This is a genomic window from Halobellus rufus, from assembly GCF_000739575.1.
GTDB classification, from domain to species: Archaea; Halobacteriota; Halobacteria; order Halobacteriales; family Haloferacaceae; genus Haloquadratum; species Haloquadratum rufum.
In genome coordinates, this window is the sequence record NZ_BBJO01000041.1 from 1 (window position 1) to 21,378 (window position 21,378).

The following is a 21,378-nucleotide window of genomic DNA, read 5'->3' on the forward strand; positions in this document are numbered from 1 at the left end:
GCACACCGGCTCCGCCCCGAAACCTTTTCGTATAACTTCAAGTAATTAGGCGTATGGAACTTCCGACCCCGCAGGATCTGCGCCAGCGACGGACGGAGTTGGATCTCACCCAGAGCACGCTCGCGGAGATGGCCGAGGTCTCCCAGCCCCTGATCGCCCGCATCGAGGGCGGCGACGTCGACCCCCGTCTCTCGACGCTGCGCCGGATCGTCAACGCGCTCGAAGAGGCTGAGGGTAGCGTGGTCCGCGCGGCGGATCTGATGAACGAGAACGTCGTGAGCGTCGCTCCCGACGACTCCGTGCGCTTCGCGCGCGACGTGATGCTGGACGAGGGGTTCTCACAGCTCCCGGTGATCCGCGACGGCCGCCCGGTCGGGATCATCTCGAACAGCGACATCCGTCACGCCCAGGAGGAAGACGACGTCGGCACCCTCCCCGTCGCCGACGTGATGCGCGAGTCGGTGACGACCGTCGAGCCGTCGGCGACTCTCGAAGAGATCGACGCCGCCTTGGATCACCACTCCGCGGTCCTCGTCGTCGAGAGCGGCGAGACGACCGGGATAATCACCGAGGCCGACGTCGCGGCGCATCTGTAAGCGGCGTCGCCGCTACCGTCGGTGCACCCGCATCGGCACGTCGCCCGCCGGCTGGTTCGTCATCGCCGGCGAGAGCGACAGGTCGCCGTCGCCGACCCGCTCGAAGCGGAAGCGACGGAGCAGCGCCGCGAGTACGACCTGCGCCTCGACGCGCGCGAACGTCTCGCCGACGCACCGCCTCGCCCCCGCACCGAACGGCAGGTACGCGTCGTCGGAGCGCTCCCGCTCGTGCCAGCGCGAGGGGTCGAACGTCGCCGGATCGTCCCAAAAGCGGGAGTCGCGATGCAGCGCGAACACCGACACCAGCAGTTCCCCGCCCGCCGGAATCACGTCGCCGTCGAACTCGACAGTGCGGGTCGCCTCCCGCGGCAGCGCGTGCACCGGCGGATACAGCCGGAGGCTCTCGTCGACGACGCGTTCGAGGACGTCGAGGCCTTCGAGGTGCTCCCAGCCGACCGGCTCGTCGCCGACGACGTCGTCGACTTCGGCCTCGACCCGGTCGTACACCGCTGGATGCGTCGCGAGGCAGTGTAGCGTGAACGTCAGCGCCAGCGCCGTGGTCTCGTGACCGGCGAAGACGAGGCCGATGAGCTGATCGACCGCGCCGTCGGCGTCCGGCGCGTACTGCCCGTTCTCCCCGTCGGCGTCACCGGAGTCGTCGGCAGCGACACTGCCGCCGGCGTCCGGCCCCATCGCCGCCGACAACGCGGAGACGAGGCTGTCCTCGGATCCCGGTCCGGTCTCCGCGTCCGCGAGTAGCGCGCGAAGCTCCCGCCGGAGCGTCTCCTTCGCTTCCTCGAACCGCCGTCTGCTCGGCGTCGGAACCCAGTTCGGAAGCGCCCACGTCAGCGGATCGAAGTAGGCGTTCAGGTCGTCGGCGGCGCGCCGGAGTTCCGCGCGGTTCGACTCCGGGTCGAAGTCGAGGACGGTCGTCGCCAGCACGTCGAACGTCAGCGCCTGCATCTCCGAGAGCGTCGCGATGGACTCGCCGTCGTCCCACGACTCCGCCCGTTCGACCGCTCGTCGACGCATCGTCGGGAGGAACGAGCGGATCTGCGGCCCGAAGAAGAACGGGTTGAGGAACTGCCGCTGTTCGCGCCAGTCTTCGCCCTCGACGGCGACGACGCTCTCGCCGAACGCCAGCGCGAAGTCGTCGGTCTTCTCGAAGGCGTCGCGCTCGGAGACGAGCACGCGCGCCGCGTACTCCGGGTGCGCCACCACGTACCGATCGCCGACGGGGAGGTCGATGCGGAACACGTCCCCGACGTCCTCGACCGCGTCGGTCGTGAACGTCAGCGGATCGCGGGCGAACGCGACGGCGTTGCCGAGCAGCGGCAGCCCGCTGGGTGCCGGTGGGGTCCGATTCTCCGTCGACGTCGGCGCTCGACGCTCCGGCGTCGACTGGTCAGCGTCGGTCATCGGCGGCCGCTGCTCAGAGCTCCAGGCCGCGGATCGCGACGCCGTCTCCCGCCTCGACGTGTCCGATCACGCGCCCCTCGGTCGCGTCGGCGAGCGCCTCGGCGTCGTCGGGAGCGAGCGCGCAGACGAACCCGGTGCCCATATTGAACGTCCGGTGCATCTCCTCGTCCGTGACGTTGCCCTCAGCCTGCACGAACTCGAAGACGGGCTGCGGATCGAACGCGTCTTCGACGACGTAGCGGTTCTCGCCGAGGCGTTCGAGGTTCGTCCACCCGCCGCCGGTGACGTGGGCCGCCGCGTGAACGCCGTGGGCGCGCATCGGATCGAGCAGGTGCGTGTACAGGCGCGTCGGTTCGAGCAGCGCGTCGCCGAGCGTGTCGTAGTCGCCGAACGGGCAGGGGTCGGTGTACTCGTGGTCACGGGTGACGGCGGTCCGCGCCAGCGTCAGGCCGTTGGAGTGGATCCCCGAGGACTCGAAGCCGACGAGGGCGTCGCCCGGCTCGGCCTCGCCGGCGAAGATGGCGTCTTTCGCGGCGAGTCCCGCGCAGGTCCCCGCGAGGTCGAGGCCGTTGATCACTTCGGGCATCACGGCCGTCTCCCCGCCGACGAGTTCGAGGTTCGCCTCCTCGGAGCCGGCGCGCAGCCCCTGGCCGACCTGCTCGGCGAAGGTCTCGTCGGGCTCGTCGACGGCGAGGTAGTCGACGAAGGCGACCGGGCGGACGCCCGCGGCGACGAGGTCGTTCGCGTTCATCGCGATGCAGTCGATGCCGATCGTCGAGTAGTCCGCGAGCGCCTCGGCGACGAGGAGCTTCGTCCCGACGCCGTCGGTCGCGAGCGCCAGGTAGCGGTCGCCGATGTCGAGCAGGCCCGCGTAGTCGCCCTCGCTCTCGCCGACGGCCCCGATCAGCGCCGCCGTCGCCGCCTCGCTCGCGTCGATGTCGACGCCCGCGTCCGCGTAGGTCAGTTCCTCTGGCTCCTCGGATCCGTTCGCGCCCGAGCCCCCGCGATCGTCGTCGGTCATACCGGAATCCCCGTCTCGGGGGGAGAAAATACGTCCGGTCTCCCGCTCGCGTGTCGGTCGTCTTCCGAGGTGTCCCCGTCCTCGACTCGATTCAGGGGTTCGCACCGTGTTCCGTCGACTTCGTGGCGACATATTCTCCGATGACGAGAAACGTCTTCAAAATCCGTTTTGAACGATTTAGGGCGATCAGAACGCCTCGTAAAACGTCGGTGAAACGTCGTCGACGCGGCGTAAACCGTCGCGAAACGACTGAACGCTCGTCGCATTATATGGGGGTCCCCGCCCTATTCGGAAGTGAGGCGAAACAGATGTCAAGTGTCCCCCACACCCCCGACCTCCCTCTCGAACGCGACTCCCTCCGTCGCGGTGCCGGCCTCGCCAGCGCCGCAGTCAGAACCGGGCTCCGAAACGCCAAGGCCGCGAGCTTCTGGGCGGCGATCGTGCTCCCATTCACCTACGTCCCGCTGCTCGCCGGCGGACTGACCGGCGGCGAAGCCCTCCTCTTCGCCGGTCTCGTCGCCGTCAACGCCCTCGCGTTCGTCGCCGGCCACGGCTACGAGCCCGCGGGCTCACAGTAGGAGCGTCGCGCGCGGCGAGCTCGATAGCGCCCTGCACCGACTAGCACCTCTACGTCCGAGTCTCGGACGCCCGGGTTCAGAACCCGAATCCGAGGACGAACGCGCCGACCGTCAGCGCGAGCGCGGGAACGAAGAACGCGACGAACACCGTCTTGCTCCACCCGAGGACCGTCTTGCCGTCGAGCGGCCCGAACGGGAGCATATTGAACGCCGCCAGGAAGAGGTTGATCATCAGCCCGCGCGATCCCGCGAGCGCGAGGAAGTCCGAGCCGACGAGGACCCCGACGAAGAACAGCGGGAGGAACACGACCGCGAGCGCGACGTTGGTCGCGGGACCCGCCAGCGCGATCAGCCCGTGTTCGCGCGGCGTGAGTCGCCCGCGGTGATACACCGCGCCGGGGGCCGCGAAGATGAACCCCGCGAGCGAACTCACGACGGCCAGAAAGAGCATCCCGTAGTCCGCGCGGAACTCCGCGACCTGTCCGTAGCGGACGGCGACGACCTTGTGGGCGACCTCGTGCAGCAGGAAGCCGATCCCGGCCGTCAGGAGACTGAGAAGCACCGGACCCAGGACGCCGCCGTCGAGGATCGCGGTCACGGCGCGCTGGCCGCCGCCGGCGAAGAAGATGGCGAACGCGACGCCGAGGGCGACCCACGCGACCACGAGGTCCTGAATCTCCTGCGCGCTGAAGGAGAGCCGCGAGACGCTCATCGGACCGCCCCCCAGAGGATCTCCCAGCCGTTCTCCGCGCCCTCGAAGAGCAACCGCGTCACGCCCGCCGCGCCGCCGAGGTCGAGCGCGAACAGCGGGAGCAGGTACGCGACGAACAGCGCCGACGCGATCACGCTCCCGATGTTCGTCGCCGCCACGACGACGATGAGCCGAAAGAGCGGGACCGCGAACAGTTCGTTGACGAGGTCGGGGATCGGCTTCTCCTCGTCCGCCAGCAATTCGTTGAGGGTACCGATGTCGGAGACGTTGACCGGGTCGTACTGCAGTTCGATGTAGCCCGTGAACCACCCGGGCGCGAGGAACGGGTTGATCGACGTCATCCACGCGACCGCGCCGCCGACCAGCGAGGAGGTCCACCGCGCGCCCGCCGCCTTCGCCAGCCCGGCCGCGAAGAGCCCGTTGACGAGGAACCACGCACCGAACAGTCGCAGCAGCGTGTCGTCGCCGGCCGACGAGAGCGCCAGCAGCACGAAGAAGCCGATCACGACCACCGAGATCGCCGTCCCGACCAGCTTCGCCCACGGGATCCTCCCGCCGGAGGTGCCGGTGATCGAGGACATCGGCGGGAGTTCCTCGGGGTGTTCGAGGTAGCGCTCGATCCCCTCTCGGTGCCCCGCTCCGACGACGGCGACGACGTCAGCGCCGGACTGTCGGAGCGCCACCAGCTTGTGCGCGATGAAGGCGTCGCGCTCGTCGATGAGCGCCGCCGCACCGCCCGGGGAGAACTGCCGGAACTCCTCCATCATCGCGCTGACGACGTCGGTGTCGGTCATCTGCGACATATCGAACTCCTCGGCGTCCTCGACCTCCGCGACGCCGAGCGTCGAGGCGAACTGTCCGAGGACGCCGCCGACGATGATTCCGGCGAGGATGCCGACCGTCATACTCCCGACCACGCGGGCGGTGAAGTCCCCCAGTAGATCGGCGACGGGTGCGGCGAAGCCGAGGCCGACGCCCGCGATCCCACCGACCGCGACGCCCAACCCGAGCGCCGCCAGCAGGCGGTCCTCGGTCGAGAGCAACGATGCGCCGAACACCCAGACGGCAGCGGCGGTCGCGACAGCCAGCACCGCGCTCCCGGCGATCAGCGAGAGCACCGGAAGTCCGAGTCCCACGCTCCCGCCGAAGATAGCCACGAGCGGTCCGAGCACGACGCCCAAGAAGACGCCGAACGCGAGTCCGACGCCGCGGCTGTCGCCGACGCCGAAGGCCAGACCGCCGATCATCCGGAACTTCTCGACGATCCCCATCTGCGACCAGAAGCGCTGCATCGTCTCGTTGATGTCGCGGTCGACGAGCGCGACGTCGATGCCCAACCCCTCGGCGGTCTCGACCGCAGCGAGCATGTCCGCGCCGGGAGTCACGTCGAACTTCTCGCCGAGGCGGGCCTGCACGTACGACAGCATCCAGTAGGCGATGAACTGGAAGACGGTGTTGCCGCGGAGCAGATCGCCCGGCTCGATGTCGTCCGGTTCTCCGCCCTTCAGCTGTCGGTACCGCCCCTCGTCGAGTTCGACGGCGACGACGTCTGGCCGCTCGGCCTCGATCGCCTCCTCGACCTCCCGCACGCTCTCCTCGGAGACGTGTGCGGTGCCGACGACCCGGACGCGACCCTCTTCGGCCGCTTCCTGACTCATTGTGCCTCCTACCGCACCGTGGTTTTTACCCCTGTCGGAGAATTGCGGGACGTTCTTCCGGCCGGCGGCTCCTGTATTGATTGGATCGTTGAAATTATATCCGCGGCACGGAGTGTACGTGGTATGGGACACACCGGGGCGCGTCCGGACGGCGGGTCGGACGTGCTGTTCGGGAACGCGGTCAGAACGCCGCTTCAGGACCGCCGGGCCGAAACGCTCTTTCACGAGAACATGACGGCCGTCGCGGAGGGTCGCGAACGGAAGGCGGAACTTCTGGAGGACCCGACGATATCGGTCGCGAAGGCCTACGAGACGGAGTTCGAGCGGGTCGCGGAGACGTTCAGACGGCGACTCCGCCACATCGCGGGCGAGGAGTACGAGGAGATCGCGCGGGCGTATCTCCGCGGCGACCGCACGGATCGGACGGGCGAGCTCGCGGCGTACTACATCGAGGGACTGTGGCGGATCCAACAGCGGTCGACGATCTCGGAGATGCTCTTCTTCCCGTTGATCCTCCGATACCCGGACAGTTTCACGATGAACCTCCGGTTCGCCGGGCCGCACTCGACGGCCGACTCGGTTCCCTTCGAGTCGCCGCAGCACGCCGACGTCGACGACGACGCCCCGCACACCCAGCAGTACTTCGACGAGAGCCAGTACGAACAGGAGCGCGCCGCGGAGTACCTTCGGGAGACGGCGCAGATCATCCGCGAGCAGTTCCCGCATCCCGACGACGTCCCCTTCGACGAACGAAAGTACGGCGGGGTCGTCTCCGCCGGGGGGCGACGCGAATCGGAGTTCACGGAGATGCTCGCGCCCGTGCAACCGGACCCGGATCGGTTTTCCGAGCCGGTGACGGAGTCGACGTTGGTGCCTGCGGGGACGGAAGCCGAGCGGACGAAAGAGCGGTATCTCCCGGCCGCGAAAGTGATTATCTGACGATCGGCGTCGCGTTCGCTTCGCTCACGGATTCGAGTGCGGGGGACGGGATGTTGAACCGAAACCAGACGTGCTCGCTCACTTCGTTCGCTGTGCGCGACTGGTAGGGTTCAAATCCATCCGGAGAACCGAACTGCTCGCTGTCGCTCGCGCAATTAATGCGGGGGATGGGATGTTGAACCACGGTCGCAGCGAAGCTGCTCCCTGATTCAAATCCCATCGTGCGAGAAATAGCGCTCGCTGTCGCTCGCGCAATTAATGCGGGGGATGGGATTTGAACCCACGAACCCCTACGGGAGCGGATCTTAAGTCCGCCGCCTTTGGCCTGGCTCAGCCACCCCCGCGCAGACGAAAGTTCCGCGGACGATCGGTTAGTGGTTTCGTTTCTCCCTACCAGTCGACGCTCAGCGTCCCGTCCCCGTGCGGGTCCGGCGCGATCTCCTCGTCCGTCCGGCGGTCGACGACGTGGATCACGCCGCGGTCCTTCTTCGCCGGACAGACCTCGGCCGCGCGGACGTTTTCCTCCAGTTCGTCCTCCCCGATGAAGTACGACTTCGGTCGGGCGAGCCCCGAGGTGATGTCCATCTCCCAGTTGGCCGCGACCTCCGCGCAGCGACCCGCGCCGATGCACTTGTTCCCCTCGAAGATGATCTTGTAGGGCTTCTCGTCGACCGGCGGAGCGTTGTCGTCGTCGCCGACGTCGCTCGGCTTGAACGCCTCCTCGCCTTCGGCGTCGCTCATACACGGTCGTAACGGCGGCGGCGTCTTTGCGCTGTCGGTTCCGTGGTAGTGCGGCGGTGGCGTCGCCAGCGAGGCGTCGTTGACGCGGCCGAATTGCGCCCGCGAGAGCCCGTTTTCCGGGCACACAGGGGTTTATACGTAGTTACGCGCCCGCGCGTGCGAGGGTTTAAGAACCGAGGTGGTCTAACGGAGGTACGATCAATGTCACGCGATACTGAGTACGGGGCCGGGCAGATCCAGGTCCTCGAAGGCCTAGAGGCCGTTCGAAAGCGCCCGGCGATGTACATCGGATCGACGGACTCCCGCGGGTTACACCACCTCGTCTACGAGGTCGTCGACAACGCGATCGACGAGGCGCTCGCGGGCCACTGCGACCGCATCGAGGTCACGATCCACGACGACGGCTCGGTGTCGGTCTCCGACAACGGCCGCGGGATCCCCGTCGACACCCACGAGCAGTACGACCTGCCCGCCGTCGAGGTCATCATGACCGTCCTCCACGCGGGCGGGAAGTTCGACAACAAGTCCTATCAGGTCTCCGGCGGCCTCCACGGCGTCGGCGTGAGCGTCGTCAACGCGCTCTCGGAGCGCCTCGACGTCGAGATCAAGCGCGACGGCGCGCTCTGGCGCGACAGCTTCGACCACGGCGAGCCGGAGGAGGGGGCCTTCGAGCGCGTCCGCGACCTCGCTGACGACGAGGAGACCGGGTCGACGATCCGCTTTTGGCCCGACGGCGACATCTTCGAGACCGTCGACTTCGAGTTCTCGACGCTCGAAAACCGACTCCGAGAGCTCGCCTTCCTCAACTCCGGGGTCGAGATCAACCTCGTCGAGGAAGGCGCTGCGGGCGTCGACGAGGACTCCGACGAGTCGGGACGTCGCGAGCGCACCTTCCTCTACGAGGGCGGCATCCGCGAGTTCGTCCGCTACCTCGACGAGACGAAGACCGTCATCCACGACGACGTCATCTACTACGCCGACAGCGTCGACGACATCGAGATCGAGGTGGCGATGCAGGCGACCGAGGAACTACAGGGGTCGATTCACGCGTTCGCGAACAACATCAACACCCGCGAGGGCGGCACCCACCTCACCGGGTTCAAGACGGCGCTCACGCGCGTCGTCAACGACTATGCACGCGAACACGGCCTGCTCGACGATCTCGATTCGCTGAAGGGCGAGGACGTCCGCGAGGGGCTCACGGCGGTCATCTCGATCAAACACCCCGACCCGCAGTTCGAGGGCCAGACGAAGACGAAACTCGGCAACAGCGAGGTACGCGGCATCGCCGAGTCGGTCACCCACGAGAAGCTCGGCACCTACCTCGAGGAGCACCCCGACACCGCCCAAGCCATCGTGATGAAGGCCGTCGAGGCCGCGAAGGCCCGGAAGGCCGCGAAGCAGGCCGAGGAGCTCACCCGTCGCAAGTCGGCGCTCGAATCGACGTCGCTTCCGGGGAAGCTCGCGGACTGTCAGAGCCGGGACTCGAGCGAATCCGAACTGTTCGTCGTCGAGGGCGACTCCGCGGGCGGATCGGCCAAACAGGGCCGCGACCGACGGTTCCAGGCGATCTTGCCGCTCAAGGGGAAGATCCTCAACGTCGAGAAACACCGCCTCGACCGCGTGCTGGAGAACGACGAGGTCCGCGCGCTCATCACCGCGATCGGCGCGGGCGTCGGCGAGGAGTTCGACATCGACGACGTGCGCTACGAGCGCATCATCCTGATGACCGACGCCGACGTCGACGGCGCGCACATCAGAACCCTCCTGCTGACGCTGTTCTACCGGCACATGCGCCCGCTGGTCGAAGCGGGATACGTCTACGCGGCGAAGCCGCCGCTGTATCGGGTCCGCTACCGCGGAAACACCTACGACGCGATGACGGAAGCCGAGCGCGACCGCATCATCGAGGAGAAGTGCGACGGCAACCCCACGCAGGTCCAGCGGTTCAAGGGCCTCGGCGAGATGAACCCCGATCAGCTCTGGGACACCACGATGAACCCCGAGAACCGGGTGTTGAAGCAGATCACCGTCGAGGACGCCGCCGCGGCCGACAAGATGTTCTCAGTCCTGATGGGCGACGCCGTCGAACCGCGAAAGCAGTTCATCAAGGACCGAGCGACCGACGCAGAATGGGTGGATATCTGATATGAGTTCTGACGCACCTGACAAATTCGACCCCGGGGCGGGCATCGCCGCCAGCGTCGAGACCGCACGAATCGAACAGGAGATGGAGCAGTCCTACATCGACTACGCGATGTCGGTCATCGCGGGTCGAGCGCTGCCTGACGTCCGCGACGGCCTCAAGCCGGTCCACCGGCGCATCCTCTATGCGATGCACGAGGCGGGCGTCACCTCGCGCTCCTCCCACCGGAAGTCCTCCTCGATCGTCGGCGAGACGATGGGTGATTACCACCCGCACGGCGACAGCGCGATCTACGACACGCTCGCGCGGATGGCCCAGGACTTCTCGATGCGCTACCCGCTCGTCGACGGCCAGGGGAACTTCGGCTCCGTCGACGGCGACCCGCCGGCCGCGATGCGCTACACGGAGGCGCGGATGGCCCCCATCGCCGAGGAACTGCTCGACGACATCGAGATGGACACCGTCGACTTCCAGTCGAACTACGACGACCGCCTCGAAGAGCCCGAGGTCCTCCCGGCCGCCTTCCCGAACCTCCTCGTCAACGGCTCCTCGGGCATCGCCGTCGGGATGTCGACGAACATCCCGCCGCACAATTTGGGAGAAGTGATCGACGCGACGGTCCACCTCATCGAGGATCCCGACGCGACCGTCGAGGACCTGATGGAGCACGTCAAGGGGCCGGACTTCCCGACCGGCGCGAACATCGTCGGCCGCAACGCGATCCACAAGGCGTACAAGACGGGTCGCGGGCGGATCCGCGTCCGCGCGGAGTTCGAGATCGAAGAGGAAGACCGCATCGTCATCACGGAGCTTCCGTTCCAAGAGAACAAGGCTCGGCTCGTCGAGCGCATCGCCGACAACGTCAACGAGGGGAAGATCGAGGGCATCCGCGACCTGCGCGACGAGTCCGACCGCGACGGCATCCGCGTCGTCGTCGAACTCAAACGCGGCGCGAACGCCGAGGTCGTCAAGAACCAACTGCTCGAACACCACCTCGAATCGACGTTCGGCGTCATCAACCTCGCGCTCGTCGACGGGCAGCCGAAGGTGCTCACGCTGAAGGAGACGCTCGTCGAGTATCTCGAACACCGACGCGACGTGGTCCGCCGCCGCTCGGCGTACGAACTCGAAGAGAAGGAAGACCGCGCGCACATCCTCGAAGGCCGGTTGACCGCCCTCGAACACGTCGACGATGTCGTCGAGGTCATCCGGAACTCCGCGAGCCGCGACGACGCGAAGGCGGCGCTGCGCGGCGAGCACGTCGTCGAGGCCGACGGAGAGGAGCTCCCCACCTTCGACTTCTCGGAGGCGCAGGCCGACCACATCGTCGCGATGCAGTTGGGGTCGCTCACCGCGATGGAGGCCGAGGAGATCGAATCGGAGTACGAGGACGTCACCGACCGGATCGACCGCCTCGAGACCATCCTCGCCGACGCCGACGAACTCGACGACGTCGTCCGCGAGGAACTGCTGGAGATCAAAGACGAGTACGACGACGACCGCCGCACCTCGATCATCGAGGACACGGGGACGGTCACCCACGAGGACCTCATCGCCGAGGAGGACGTCGTCGTCGTCGTCACCGAGGACGACTACATCAAGCGGATGCCGCTCGACAACTTCCGCGCGCAGCACCGCGGCGGCAAGGGCATCATCGGCACCGAGTTGAAGGAGGGCGACCGCGTCTCCTCGGTCTACGTCGCGAGCACGCACGATTACCTCCTGTACTTCACGAACCACGGCCAGGTCTATCAGCTGAAGACCTACCAGGTGCCGGAGATGTCGCGGACGGCCCGCGGGAAGTCCGCGGTCAACCTCCTCGATTTGGACGACGGCGAGGAGATCACCGCCGTCGTCAACACCGCCGAGATGGAGTCTGAGGAAGAGCAGTTCCTCACGATGGTCACGACGAACGGCTACATCAAGCGGACGAACGTGGAGAACTTCCAGAACATCCGCTCGACGGGGATCATCGCGACGAAACTCGACGAGGACGACGCGCTCGCCGACGTCGAAGTCACCGACGGCTCGCAGGATCTGGTCCTCGCGAGCCGCGGCGGGATGGCCATCCGGTTCGCCGAGAGCGAGGTCCGCGCGATGGGCCGCTCGGCGCGCGGCGTCCGCGGGATCAAACTCGAGGGCGACGACGAGGTCGCCGCCCTCGCGGCGATCGATCCCGACCGCCACCAGTGGGTTCTCACCGTCACCGAGAACGGCTACGGGAAGCGCACCGACATCGATGAGTACCGCCGGCAGTCCCGGAACGGAAAGGGGCTCATCGACATCAAGACGAACGAGCGTAACGGCCACGTCTGCGAACTGGAGACGGTCGGCCCCGACGACCACCTCTTCGTGATGAGCGGCGACGGGCAGATCCTCCGGACGCCGGTCGAGGACCTCTCGACGGTCGGGCGGAACACGATGGGCGTCATCGTGATGGACCTCGACGCGGGCGACAGCGTCACTAGCGTCGACGTACACTCCGCTGGCGCCGACGCCGAAACGGCGGCGAATGCGGACGAATCCGGTGCCAACGACGACGCCGACGACGAGGCGAACGACGGTTCGACGGCTGCAGACGACCCTGCGGACGCCGAGTAACCCGCCCGACGAACCGGCTCGTTTCACCGGAAACCCGGTGTGGGGTCACCTCGCACGCGGGCCCGCTGTCGACACCGGCGTTACAGAATCTTCGTTCCGAGCGCGCTCGCGGCCAACTCCGTCGCGAGCGACGCCGTCTCGTTGCCCTCGTCGAGGATCGGGTTGACCTCGACGAGTTCCATCGAGCGGAGGCAGTCGCGCTCTGCGACGGTTTCCAGCGCCGCGTGCGCCTCGCGGTAGGTGACGCCGCCGCGGACGGGCGTCCCGACGCCGGGGGCCTCCCGCGGATCGAGCCAGTCGAGATCGAGGCTCACGTGGACGCCTTCGGTCCCGTCGGTGGCCACGTCGAGGGCGTCCTCGGCGACGCTGGCGATTCCCCGTTCGTCGATGTCGGACATCGTGAACGTGGTCACGTCGCTGTCGGCGATGGCCGCTCGCTCCTCGGCGTCGACGTCGCGGAGGCCGACGAGCGCGACGCGCCCGGGGTCGAGTCCCGCGGCCCTCGCCCACTCGACGTCCGCGAACTCGCCGACGCCGAGCACGGCCGCCAGCGGCATCCCGTGAACGTTCCCCGAGGGCGACGTCGCCGGGGTGTTGAAGTCGCCGTGGGCGTCGAACCAGATCGCGCCGATCTCGGCGTTTCGGGCCGAGCCGGTCACGGACCCGATGGCGACCGAGTGGTCGCCGCCGAGGACGAGCGGGACTTCACCGTCCCCGAGCGCGCGCTCGACGCGGTCGGCGAGGCCGGTCGCGACTTCGCGGGTCTCCCGGAGGAACTTCGCGCGTCCGGAGGCGAACCGCTCGGCCTCCGGATCGCGCTCTTCGGCGCGGGGAGCGCGCACGTCGCCGTCGTCGACGACTTCGACGGCCGCCCGTTCCAGTTGCTCGGCCAGGCCCGCATAGCGGATGGCCGACGGTCCCATATCGACGCCGCGGCGGTTCGCCCCGTAGTCGGTCGGCGCGCCGATGACGCGGACGGTTCGGGTCATATCACACTCTTCGGTTTGCGGCCTTTTGTCACTGCTTGTACGGCGCACAGACGCGGGCGACACCCTCCTCGAAGGGGATCTCCGGCTCCCACCCGGTCGCTTCCCGCATCTTCGTGGCGTCGGCCATCGTGTCGTGGACGTACACGTCGAGCGGGTTCTCGACGTACTCGGGGTCGACGTCGGTGCCCAACTCCGCGTTGATCATCTCGATCATCTCGTTGAACGTGTAGCTCTCGCCCGTCCCGAGGTTGTAGATCCCCTGCAGCCGGTGGTCGGCGGCGAGTTCGATCCCGCGGACGATGTCGTCGACGTGGGTGAAATCACGGGTTTGAGTGCCGTCGCCGAAGACCTCGGGTGCCTCGCCGTTCGCGATCTTGTCGGTGAACTGCGCGACGGTGTTTGCGTACTCGCCTTTGTGCTCCTCCGCGCCGCCGTAGCCCTGATACACCGAGAAAAAGCGCAGCCCCGCGAGCGTCATCTCGTAGTGGTGGTGGAAGTACTCGCCGTACTGCTCTCTGGCGAGTTTCGAGGCCTCGTAGCACGTCCGGGCCTCGACCGGGAGGTCCTCCGGCGAGGGCTCCGTTCTGGACCCGTAGATCGACGACGTCGACGCGTAGACGACGGTGTCGCAGCCGTCCTCGCGGGCCTGTTCGACGGCGTTGACGAACCCCTCTACGTTGACGCGGGTGGCCTCGCGCTTGTGCTCCTCTGCCATCGTATAGGAGGAGTACGCAGCGAGGTGAAACAGCACGTCGACGCCCTCCGTCGGGAGGTCGTCGTCGAGGACGCTGGCGTCGACGAACTCGACGTCGGAGTCGAGGTTTTCGGGCGTTCCGAGGTGCAAGTCGTCGACGGCGACGACGTCGTTGTCCGCCGCCAGGTGGTTCGCGAGGTTCGAGCCGATGAATCCCGCGCCACCGGTGACGAGGACGCGCTTGTTCTGCATATCTGCCACACGAGCGAGCGCCCACAAATCGGTACCGGAAGCGGGCGGCCAACGGCGGGTGCGACGGACGGGTATCACGCTGCCGGCCCGTCCGTCGAATATATCGAAAAATCATCCGGGATGCGGCGGCTGTTCCGGGAAGGAAATGAAACGAATGACGCCGAATCGAAAGAAAACAGCGACACTCATTCACACTGTATGTATCCATCCACCGGATTTAAGACCGTATGCGGCCAACGATTGGCTATGTCATCCATCGAGCTCACGTCCAGTCAGAAAACTATTCTGACCGCACTCATCAACCTCCACCGCGAGAGCGAGGACGCGGTCAAAGGCGAGGACATCGCCGCCGAAGTAGACCGCAACCCCGGCACGATCCGCAACCAGATGCAGAGTCTCAAAGCGCTCCAGCTCGTCGAGGGCGTCCCCGGCCCGAAGGGCGGCTACAAGCCGACGGCCAACGCCTACGAGGCGCTGGACGTCAACCAGATGGACGAACCCGCGTTCGTTCCGCTCTACCACGACGGCGAGGAGGTCGAGAACGCCAACGTCGACGAGATCGACCTCTCGTCCGTCCACCACCCCGAGCTGTGCCGCGCGGAGATCCACATTCAGGGTTCGGTCCGCGACTTCCACGAAGGCGACGAGGTGACCGTTGGACCGACGCCGCTCTCGAAGCTGGTGATCGAGGGGACCGTCGACGGCAAGGACGATACGGGGAACATTCTCATCCTCCGGATTATGGATATGCGCGCGCCGGTCGGCGAGTCCGCACACTGAAACGGCAGCCGACGCAGACGACTCCGTCTCTCCGCTCTTCTCACTTCGGCGGCGACACGCGAGCGCCGCGGCTACGCACCGTTTCTAAGGAAAAGCGTCGGGTTTCCTCGGAGAATCGTCCTGTTTCGGGTAGTCGACCCGCTCGCGCCGCCTACAGTCTGCCTACAGGCTGTCCCAGGCGTCGAGGGCGTCCTTCTTCGAGGCGACGTCGGCGATCCAGCGGGCGGCGATGACCTTCTTCAGGTTGCGCGCCGCCGGGCCGCCGAAGACGTTCATCGGGAACGAGCCGAGCACCGGGAGCTTGACGTCGTGGGCGACGGCGTCGTCGCCGACGGAGACGACCGTCCCCTTGTCCTCGTGCCGCCACGTCTTCAGCGGCTTGCCGGCGACCGCGCGCGCGACGTTCTCGCCCGCGACGTCAGCGGCCTGCCAGGCGGCCTGCGCCGTCGGCGGCGCGACGGCGTCGGGGCCCTGCTCGACCAAGGCGGTGTCGCCGAGGGCGAACACGCGCTCGTCGGAGGTCTGGAAGTCGGCGTCGGCGAAGACGCGGTGGGAGCGCTCGTCCTGATCGAGGTCCATCTCGTGGACCTCCTCGTGACCGGTGATGCCGCCGGTCCAGATCAGCGAGTCGTAGGCGAGTTCTGGGTCGTCCTCGCCCCCGCCGAGGTAGACGGTGTCCTCGTCGACCTTCGAGATGAAGTCGCCGGTGAGGATCTCGATGTCGAGCGCCTCCAGCCGCTTGCGGAGGGCACCCTGCAGTTCGGGGTCGTTGTTCGGGAAGACCTCGTCGAGTCCCTCGACGAGCGTGATGTCGATCGGCGCGCGGTGCTCGTCGCGGTACTCGGCGATCTCGCCGGCGGTCTGGATGCCCGAGAGGCCCGCGCCGCCGACGATGACCTGCGCGGGGTCGTCGCGGGAGGCGTCCTCGGCGGCCGACTTGATTTCGCCGTGTATGGCGCGGGCGTCGTCGAGGCCCTTCAACTCGTAGGAGTACTCCTGCAGCCCCTCGATGCCGAAGAACGCGGTTCCGGAACCGATCGCGAGCAGCAGGTAGTCGTACTCGATCTCGTCGTCCGGGAGTTCGACGACGCGCTCGTCGACGTCGACGTCCGTGACGTGGCCCTTGACGAACTCCGTGGAGTCGGATTTGATGTCGTCGATCGGGATCGTGATCTTCGATTCGACGCTCGGATCGCGGATGCAGCGGTGGACCTCGTGGAGGACGAGGTGATAGTCGGTCTCGGAGATCCACGTGAGCTCTGCGCCCGCGTCGAGTTCTTCTTCGAGTCGTTTGACGGCACCGGCGCCCGCGTAGCCGGAGCCAACGACGACGACCTGTGTACTCATACTGATTGCTGATACCGCATCGGATAAAGGAACTGCGAAACGCCGCCGAAAGCGGTGTACGACAGACGTCGTTGGATTTCCGTCGGAGACCACCTGCCACCTCGACCGCGCTACTCGATCGAGAGCCCGGGATGCCAGTGATCGACGCCGGCCGCACGCTTCGCCTCGTCCATCTTCGCGAGCAGGTGGACGGCCAGACTCGCCGTCTCCGCCGCCCGCGACTCCCCCTCTGCTCGGAACTCGCCCGTGATTCGGTTCGCGTAGACGGAGCAGACCGCGCCCGCTCGGAGCCCGTAGACGTTCGCCACCGTCAGAAGCGCGGCGGCCTCCATCTCGATGTTCTTGACGTTCGCCTCGCGGAGTTCCTCGACGAGCGACTCCGAGCCGGCGGCGCGGAAGCCCTCGAATCCCGGTCGGCCCTGTCCCGCGTAGAAGGAGTCGGCGCTCATCGTCAGCCCGACGTGGTAGTCGTGGCCGAGCCGCTCGGCGGCGGCGACGAGCGCGGCGACGACCTCGTGGTCCGCGACGGCGGGGTAATCCTCGCGGACGTACTCCTTCGAGGTCCCCTCCTGGCGGACGGCCCCGGAGGTGATGACCAGATCGCCGACGTCCATCTCGGGCTGGATCGCCCCGCAGGAGCCGACGCGGATGAACGTCTCCGCCTCGACGCGGGCGAGTTCCTCGATCGCGATAGCGGCCGAGGGGCTGCCGATCCCGGTCGACGTCACCGAGATGGGCGTGCCCTCGTAGGTGCCCGTCGCCGTCCGGTACTCCCGGTGGTGCGCTTTCTCCTCGTGGTCGTCCCACAGCGCGGTGATCTTGTCGACGCGCTCCGGGTTCCCGGGGAGGAGCACGCTGTCCGCGACGTCCTCGGGGCCGACGTCGAGGTGGTACTGCACGTCGTCGTTGGGGTCCTCGCTGTCGCTCATACGACCTCTCCCGCGCGCAGCGAAAATAGCCTGTCGGCTGGTCCGGGCTGATCCGGGGGCGGTGGGCCGCTGCGTCGATCAGGCGTCCCGCTGACCCTCGTCGTCCGCGGCGGCCTCCCGCTTGGCTTCCGCCGCCGACAGCGTCTCCAGCGAGATCGTGTTGGGGAGCAGTTCCCCGAGCGTGTACGTCGACGTCTCGCCGTCACCCTCGTCGCAGACGACGTCCAGATCGGCCCCGGCGAACTCCGCGAGCGTCTGTCGGCACATCCCGCAGGGCGTCACGCCGTCGCGCGCGCCCGAACTGACCGCGATGCGATCGAACTCGCGGTGCCCGTCTCGGACCGCCGAGGCGATCGCGACCTCCTCGGCGTGGAGGCTGTTGGAGTAGTTGGCGTTCTCGATGTTGCAGCCGACGTACACCGAGCCGTCGGCGGTCCGCAGCGCCGCGCCGACGCGGTACTCGGAGTACGGGACGTAGGCGTCGTCGAGCGCCTCGCGAGCGCGCTCGAGGAGTTCGTCGGTCATCGGCTGTGGGTTCGGCCGGCGTGGGTTTGTACGTTGCCGTCGCGGCACGAACTCTCGAATGTGCGCCCCCGTCAGCAATGACAAGGCCAAAGCCGCTCGCCGCCGTATCGCCGCTATGAACTCGGGTACCGACGCGGGACGCCCCGGACTCGGGCGTCGGATCATGCTGTGGGTCGGGGCGATCGTGGTTGTGCTCTCCGCGGGGATCGGCTGGCTCGTCGGGAGCAACGGCTCCATCGAGATCTCGGAGGCGGCGATCCTCGGAACCGGGGTGACGATTCCGGTGACGCCAGCGGCGGTCGCGCTCTACGGCGTCGCCGTCTCGGTGCTCCTGCTCGGGGTGCTCTTCGGCCTCGTCGAACTCGCCTCGCGGCTCGAAGGCGAGAACGCGGGCTCGGAACCGCGGCCCTGAGGCGTCGGTCGGCTCTCTGCGACGCCCGCCCAGAGTGGCACTCACCGACGACTGACAGCGCGGCGCTTTTATCGATCGCTTTCCAACGTCAGGTATGGCCTCATCCACGTCGGCCGAGAGCCCCTCGGACGTCGCCGACGAGGAGTTCGACCCGAACGCGCCCCTCGAGTCCGACTCCAGCGGGAGAAACCGCAAACGGGCCGCGTTGGCAGTCGCACCGTTCCTCGCGGTCGGGCTGGCGGACGTGGTCCTGCTGCTCGGGTGGGGGATCGAGCCGCTGTGGGCGTTCGCGATCCTGCCGCCGATCCTCTTTTGCAGCGTCCTCGCGTACATCGTCTTCAGTACGGACTTCTTCGAGGACCGGACCTGACCGGCGAGATCGGTGCGCAGGACGCGAACCGTGCCCTCGTTTCCGGTGTCGTACTTAGTTCCCGGTGTCGTACTTGTAGGTCGCCTTCGAGGGGTCGATGCCGAAGTCCTCGGCGGTCTCCTCCGGGGTGTCGGACTCGGATCTGTCGGCCGGCGACGCCTCCTTGAACCGCTCGCGGAACGCGTCGGGCACGGTGAACTCGTCCGCGTCGACGGCCATCGCGATGACGTCCTCGCCGCGCTCCTCGCGGACTTCCTCGAGTCGCGATGCGACGGGCTCCGGCAGCGAGCCGGTGTCCTGCGGCTCGAAGCCGAACGGCGTGAAGTACTCGGGCTGGCGCGTGAAGGTGTACAAGACGTCGTAATCCTCGGCCTCGGCCCGGTCGACGAGGCGCTCGATCACGTGCGCGCCGACGCCCTGCTGTCGCCACGGGGGCAGCGTGTAGACGAACGCGAGCTCGCAGAACTCGCCCGCGTCGGTCTTGTGCACGCGGATCCGGCCGAACCCGGCCTTCCGAGAGGTCTCCTCGTCGAGCGCGATCACGTAGTCCCGAGACCGGAACGCGGGGTCGTCGATGTCCGCCTCCTCGATTCTGTCGAGTAACCAGACCTCGTCGCGGTTTTTCGCGTCCCGGACGTACATATCCTCGTCTATGATAGCGGGACGCAAGTGTATTGCGGAGCCGTCGTCGAGTCGTCGTGTCGACGGCGGGCAGGCAACAGGTTTGTATCGGTCTGCGTTCTACGGGACGTCGATGGCTCGCCTCTTGCCCTCCCAATCCGAGCCCGACGTCGACGCCTCCCCGCGCGTCGTCGGACTCGACGACGACGACGCCGACGACCTCCTGTCGGCGCTCTCCTCGGCGACCGCCCGTCGCGTCCTCGCGGCGTTACACGAGGAGCCGACGAACCCCGCCGCCCTCGCGGAGTCGGTCGACACGTCCCTGCAGAACGTCCAGTACCACCTCGGGCGGCTGGAGTCCGCCGGTGCGGTCGAGGTGGTCGACACCGTCTACTCCGAGAAGGGCCGGGAGATGAAGGTGTACGCGCCCGCCGACCGCCCGCTGGTCGTCGTCGCCGCCGACAACGACGAGACCACGGGGCTCGCCACCGCGCTCAAGCGCCTGCTCGCGGGCGTGGGAATCGTCGGCGTCGTCAGCCTGCTCGCGCAGTTCGCGATCGAAGGGTTCCCCTTCGCCGCGCAGACCGGCGGAGCCGACGGCGGCGCGACGACCGAGTCGGTGCAGCTCGCCGCCGACACGGCCGCCGGTGCGGCCGCGACCGGGCCGCCGCCGGGGCTGCTGGTGTTCCTCGGGGGGCTGACCGTCCTCCTCGTGTGGTTCGGCGTCTGGTTCGTCCGCCAGCGGTAGTCACGTTCCCCTCGGCGTCCGCTCGAGCCCTCCCGTAAGTATTCGTACCCGGACGGAGTACGTACGCGTATGAACCATCCGGGCGAGGTCGAGGGCATCGCCGTCGGCGTGGACGCGGACGGCGAGAACATCCCCGCGGTCGTCGTCGCCGCCAGAGCGGAGTTGCTTCCGATCGTCGTCACGGCCGATCAGGCCCGGGCGATCCAACTGGCGATCAGCGGCGACGCCTTCGAGCGCCCGCTGACCCACGACCTGCTCGTGGAGATGCTCACGGAGTTCGGCGGCGCGATCGACAAGGTCCGCATCGACGACATCGCCGACGGGACCTTCTACGCGAAAGTCGACGCCGAGCGGTACGAGAACGGCGAACCCCAACAGTTCGTCTTCGACGCGCGCCCGAGTGACGCCGTCGCGCTCGCGGTCCGCGTCGACTGCCCGATCGAGGTCTCCGACTCCGTGCTCGACGAGGCCGGCCAGCCCCCCGAGCGGTTCGACTTCGGCGGCGGGACCGGCCCGGAAGGGGTCGACGAGGGGCCGGACGACCTCGACGACTTCAGCGAGTTCGGCGACGAGACCTGACGGCCGACCGCAGCCATAGGGGTCGGCTCCGGCACGCTTTGCAGTTCAGCGCGCATCGCTTATCCCCCCGCCGCTCGAACGCCCTCCTATGACGCTCTCCGTCGAGACGCCGCCGGTCCCGGAACTGGAAGACGTCGTCGATCCCAACGAGTACGACGACGCCGAGATTATGGGCGACACCGACTACCGCCGCGACGAACTCGAAGGGCTGCTCCGCGACGGCGCGTGGGAAGACGCCTTCGAGCAGTGGTGCTCCGACACCGACGTCACGGCCGACGAGTGGGAGGTCGTCCTCGATCTCGACTTGCTCGCCCACTTCGACTTCTTCTGGGACGACTTCGCCGACCGGGTCGGCTACCACGCGCCGGGCATCCCCGAGGACTGGAAGGAACGCGAGATCCACCCCGACGTCGACTCGTGGAAGACCGTTTCGAGCATCAACGCCGGGCTGACGGAACTCGGCCAACTCGTCTGTGAGGTGCTGAAAGACGACTACATCACGTGGGAGTCCGAGTACGAAGCGCCCGAGGACCTCCCGGATTTCTGAGCTACCTTTTTGCGCCTCGGGTGCGCTTCGCGCACCACTCGACGCAAAACCCTAGAGGGAAAAAGGCCGCTCGGCTCGCATCCGCTCGCCTCGCGGTACAAACGCTTGTTAACCGCGACCGCACAGTGACAGCCCCGCACCGCTACCGCTCCGTACAGCAACAGCCGCGCTGCC

22 protein-coding genes and 1 tRNA gene are annotated in these 21,378 nt (G+C 67.5%); 11 read left to right on the forward strand and 12 right to left on the reverse strand.

Annotated features, from left to right (window positions below; genetic code table 11):
• Positions 1 to 53: 53 nt before the first annotated feature.
• Positions 54 to 596, forward strand: coding sequence for a CBS domain-containing protein (locus ACP99_RS15150; protein WP_049987407.1), 543 nt, complete (start codon positions 54 to 56; stop codon positions 594 to 596).
• A 12-nt stretch (positions 597 to 608) separates the two neighbouring features.
• Here the strand turns inward: ACP99_RS15150 and ACP99_RS15155 are convergent, their stop codons facing one another.
• On the reverse strand, positions 609 to 2,015 hold the full coding sequence (locus ACP99_RS15155; RefSeq protein WP_081927519.1) for a cytochrome P450: 1,407 nt from the start codon (positions 2,013 to 2,015) through the stop codon (positions 609 to 611).
• A gap of 13 nt (positions 2,016 to 2,028) precedes the next feature.
• Positions 2,029 to 3,036, reverse strand: a complete 1,008-nt coding sequence (purM, locus tag ACP99_RS15160; RefSeq protein WP_049987408.1) for a phosphoribosylformylglycinamidine cyclo-ligase — start codon at positions 3,034 to 3,036, stop codon at positions 2,029 to 2,031.
• 308 nt (positions 3,037 to 3,344) lie between these two features.
• Between purM and ACP99_RS15165 the strand changes: the two genes are divergently transcribed.
• Complete coding sequence (locus ACP99_RS15165) at positions 3,345 to 3,614, forward strand: hypothetical protein (RefSeq protein ID WP_049987457.1); 270 nt, start codon at positions 3,345 to 3,347, stop codon at positions 3,612 to 3,614.
• Positions 3,615 to 3,690: 76 nt separating this feature from the next.
• Here the strand turns inward: ACP99_RS15165 and ACP99_RS15170 are convergent, their stop codons facing one another.
• Positions 3,691 to 4,326 carry a Zn-dependent protease gene (locus ACP99_RS15170; RefSeq protein WP_049987409.1) on the reverse strand — a complete coding sequence of 212 codons (636 nt, stop codon included), beginning with the start codon at positions 4,324 to 4,326 and terminating at the stop codon, positions 3,691 to 3,693.
• Positions 4,323 to 5,984, reverse strand: a complete 1,662-nt coding sequence (locus ACP99_RS15175; protein ID WP_049987410.1) for a TraB/GumN family protein — start codon at positions 5,982 to 5,984, stop codon at positions 4,323 to 4,325. Before ACP99_RS15175 ends, ACP99_RS15170 begins: the two co-directional genes overlap by 4 nt.
• A gap of 123 nt (positions 5,985 to 6,107) precedes the next feature.
• Here ACP99_RS15175 and ACP99_RS15180 point away from each other — a divergent pair, with 123 nt between their 5' ends.
• Complete coding sequence (locus tag ACP99_RS15180) at positions 6,108 to 6,923, forward strand: hypothetical protein (protein WP_049987411.1); 816 nt, start codon at positions 6,108 to 6,110, stop codon at positions 6,921 to 6,923.
• A 259-nt stretch (positions 6,924 to 7,182) separates the two neighbouring features.
• On the opposite strand, the gene ACP99_RS15185 is transcribed toward ACP99_RS15180, so the two are convergent.
• Together ACP99_RS15185 and ACP99_RS15190 are read right to left on the reverse strand one after the other, a co-directional pair.
• Positions 7,183 to 7,267: transfer RNA gene (locus ACP99_RS15185), tRNA-Leu, on the reverse strand.
• 46 nt (positions 7,268 to 7,313) lie between these two features.
• Positions 7,314 to 7,664, reverse strand: a complete 351-nt coding sequence (locus tag ACP99_RS15190) for a ferredoxin (RefSeq protein ID WP_049987412.1) — start codon at positions 7,662 to 7,664, stop codon at positions 7,314 to 7,316.
• A 201-nt stretch (positions 7,665 to 7,865) separates the two neighbouring features.
• On the opposite strand from ACP99_RS15190, the gene gyrB reads away from it, so the two are divergent.
• Together gyrB and gyrA are read left to right on the forward strand one after the other, a co-directional pair.
• The gene (gyrB, locus tag ACP99_RS15195) at positions 7,866 to 9,812 is read left to right on the forward strand and encodes a DNA topoisomerase (ATP-hydrolyzing) subunit B (protein ID WP_049987413.1); all 1,947 of its coding nucleotides are present in this window, start codon (positions 7,866 to 7,868) and stop codon (positions 9,810 to 9,812) included.
• Position 9,813: 1 nt separating this feature from the next.
• Positions 9,814 to 12,411, forward strand: coding sequence for a DNA gyrase subunit A (gene gyrA, locus ACP99_RS15200; RefSeq protein ID WP_049987414.1), 2,598 nt, complete (start codon positions 9,814 to 9,816; stop codon positions 12,409 to 12,411).
• 80 nt (positions 12,412 to 12,491) lie between these two features.
• Here gyrA and rocF read toward each other — a convergent pair whose 3' ends face one another.
• A complete protein-coding gene (gene rocF / locus ACP99_RS15205; RefSeq protein ID WP_049987415.1) occupies positions 12,492 to 13,400 on the reverse strand; it encodes an arginase in 909 nt (302 codons plus the stop codon).
• A gap of 28 nt (positions 13,401 to 13,428) precedes the next feature.
• The gene (locus ACP99_RS15210; RefSeq protein WP_049987416.1) at positions 13,429 to 14,346 is read right to left on the reverse strand and encodes an NAD-dependent epimerase/dehydratase family protein; all 918 of its coding nucleotides are present in this window, start codon (positions 14,344 to 14,346) and stop codon (positions 13,429 to 13,431) included.
• Positions 14,347 to 14,592: 246 nt separating this feature from the next.
• Here ACP99_RS15210 and ACP99_RS15215 point away from each other — a divergent pair, with 246 nt between their 5' ends.
• The gene (locus ACP99_RS15215; RefSeq protein ID WP_049987417.1) at positions 14,593 to 15,126 is read left to right on the forward strand and encodes an Rrf2 family transcriptional regulator; all 534 of its coding nucleotides are present in this window, start codon (positions 14,593 to 14,595) and stop codon (positions 15,124 to 15,126) included.
• Between the two features lie 162 nt (positions 15,127 to 15,288).
• Here the strand turns inward: ACP99_RS15215 and ACP99_RS15220 are convergent, their stop codons facing one another.
• The 3 genes from ACP99_RS15220 to cdd form a co-directional block, all read right to left on the reverse strand.
• Entirely contained in the window at positions 15,289 to 16,473 is a 1,185-nt protein-coding gene (locus ACP99_RS15220; RefSeq protein ID WP_049987418.1) for an NAD(P)/FAD-dependent oxidoreductase, read from the reverse strand.
• A gap of 110 nt (positions 16,474 to 16,583) precedes the next feature.
• Positions 16,584 to 17,402, reverse strand: coding sequence for a nucleoside phosphorylase (locus tag ACP99_RS15225; protein ID WP_049987419.1), 819 nt, complete (start codon positions 17,400 to 17,402; stop codon positions 16,584 to 16,586).
• A gap of 78 nt (positions 17,403 to 17,480) precedes the next feature.
• On the reverse strand, positions 17,481 to 17,927 hold the full coding sequence (gene cdd / locus ACP99_RS15230) for a cytidine deaminase (protein WP_049987420.1): 447 nt from the start codon (positions 17,925 to 17,927) through the stop codon (positions 17,481 to 17,483).
• A 115-nt stretch (positions 17,928 to 18,042) separates the two neighbouring features.
• Between cdd and ACP99_RS15235 the strand changes: the two genes are divergently transcribed.
• Together ACP99_RS15235 and ACP99_RS15240 are read left to right on the forward strand one after the other, a co-directional pair.
• Positions 18,043 to 18,339, forward strand: coding sequence for a DUF7520 family protein (locus ACP99_RS15235; protein ID WP_049987421.1), 297 nt, complete (start codon positions 18,043 to 18,045; stop codon positions 18,337 to 18,339).
• 94 nt (positions 18,340 to 18,433) lie between these two features.
• Entirely contained in the window at positions 18,434 to 18,709 is a 276-nt protein-coding gene (locus tag ACP99_RS15240; protein WP_049987422.1) for a hypothetical protein, read from the forward strand.
• Positions 18,710 to 18,763: 54 nt separating this feature from the next.
• On the opposite strand, the gene ACP99_RS15245 is transcribed toward ACP99_RS15240, so the two are convergent.
• Positions 18,764 to 19,351, reverse strand: a complete 588-nt coding sequence (locus tag ACP99_RS15245) for a GNAT family N-acetyltransferase (protein WP_049987423.1) — start codon at positions 19,349 to 19,351, stop codon at positions 18,764 to 18,766.
• A gap of 112 nt (positions 19,352 to 19,463) precedes the next feature.
• Between ACP99_RS15245 and ACP99_RS15250 the strand changes: the two genes are divergently transcribed.
• The 3 genes from ACP99_RS15250 to ACP99_RS15260 all read left to right on the forward strand — a co-directional run bounded on the left by ACP99_RS15250 (position 19,464) and on the right by ACP99_RS15260 (position 21,204).
• On the forward strand, positions 19,464 to 20,078 hold the full coding sequence (locus ACP99_RS15250; protein WP_049987458.1) for an ArsR/SmtB family transcription factor: 615 nt from the start codon (positions 19,464 to 19,466) through the stop codon (positions 20,076 to 20,078).
• A gap of 69 nt (positions 20,079 to 20,147) precedes the next feature.
• On the forward strand, positions 20,148 to 20,657 hold the full coding sequence (locus tag ACP99_RS15255; RefSeq protein WP_049987424.1) for a bifunctional nuclease family protein: 510 nt from the start codon (positions 20,148 to 20,150) through the stop codon (positions 20,655 to 20,657).
• Positions 20,658 to 20,745: 88 nt separating this feature from the next.
• Positions 20,746 to 21,204 (forward strand): hypothetical protein, encoded by a 459-nt coding sequence (locus tag ACP99_RS15260; protein ID WP_049987425.1) that lies wholly within the window; start codon positions 20,746 to 20,748, stop codon positions 21,202 to 21,204.
• Positions 21,205 to 21,378: the final 174 nt, after the last annotated feature.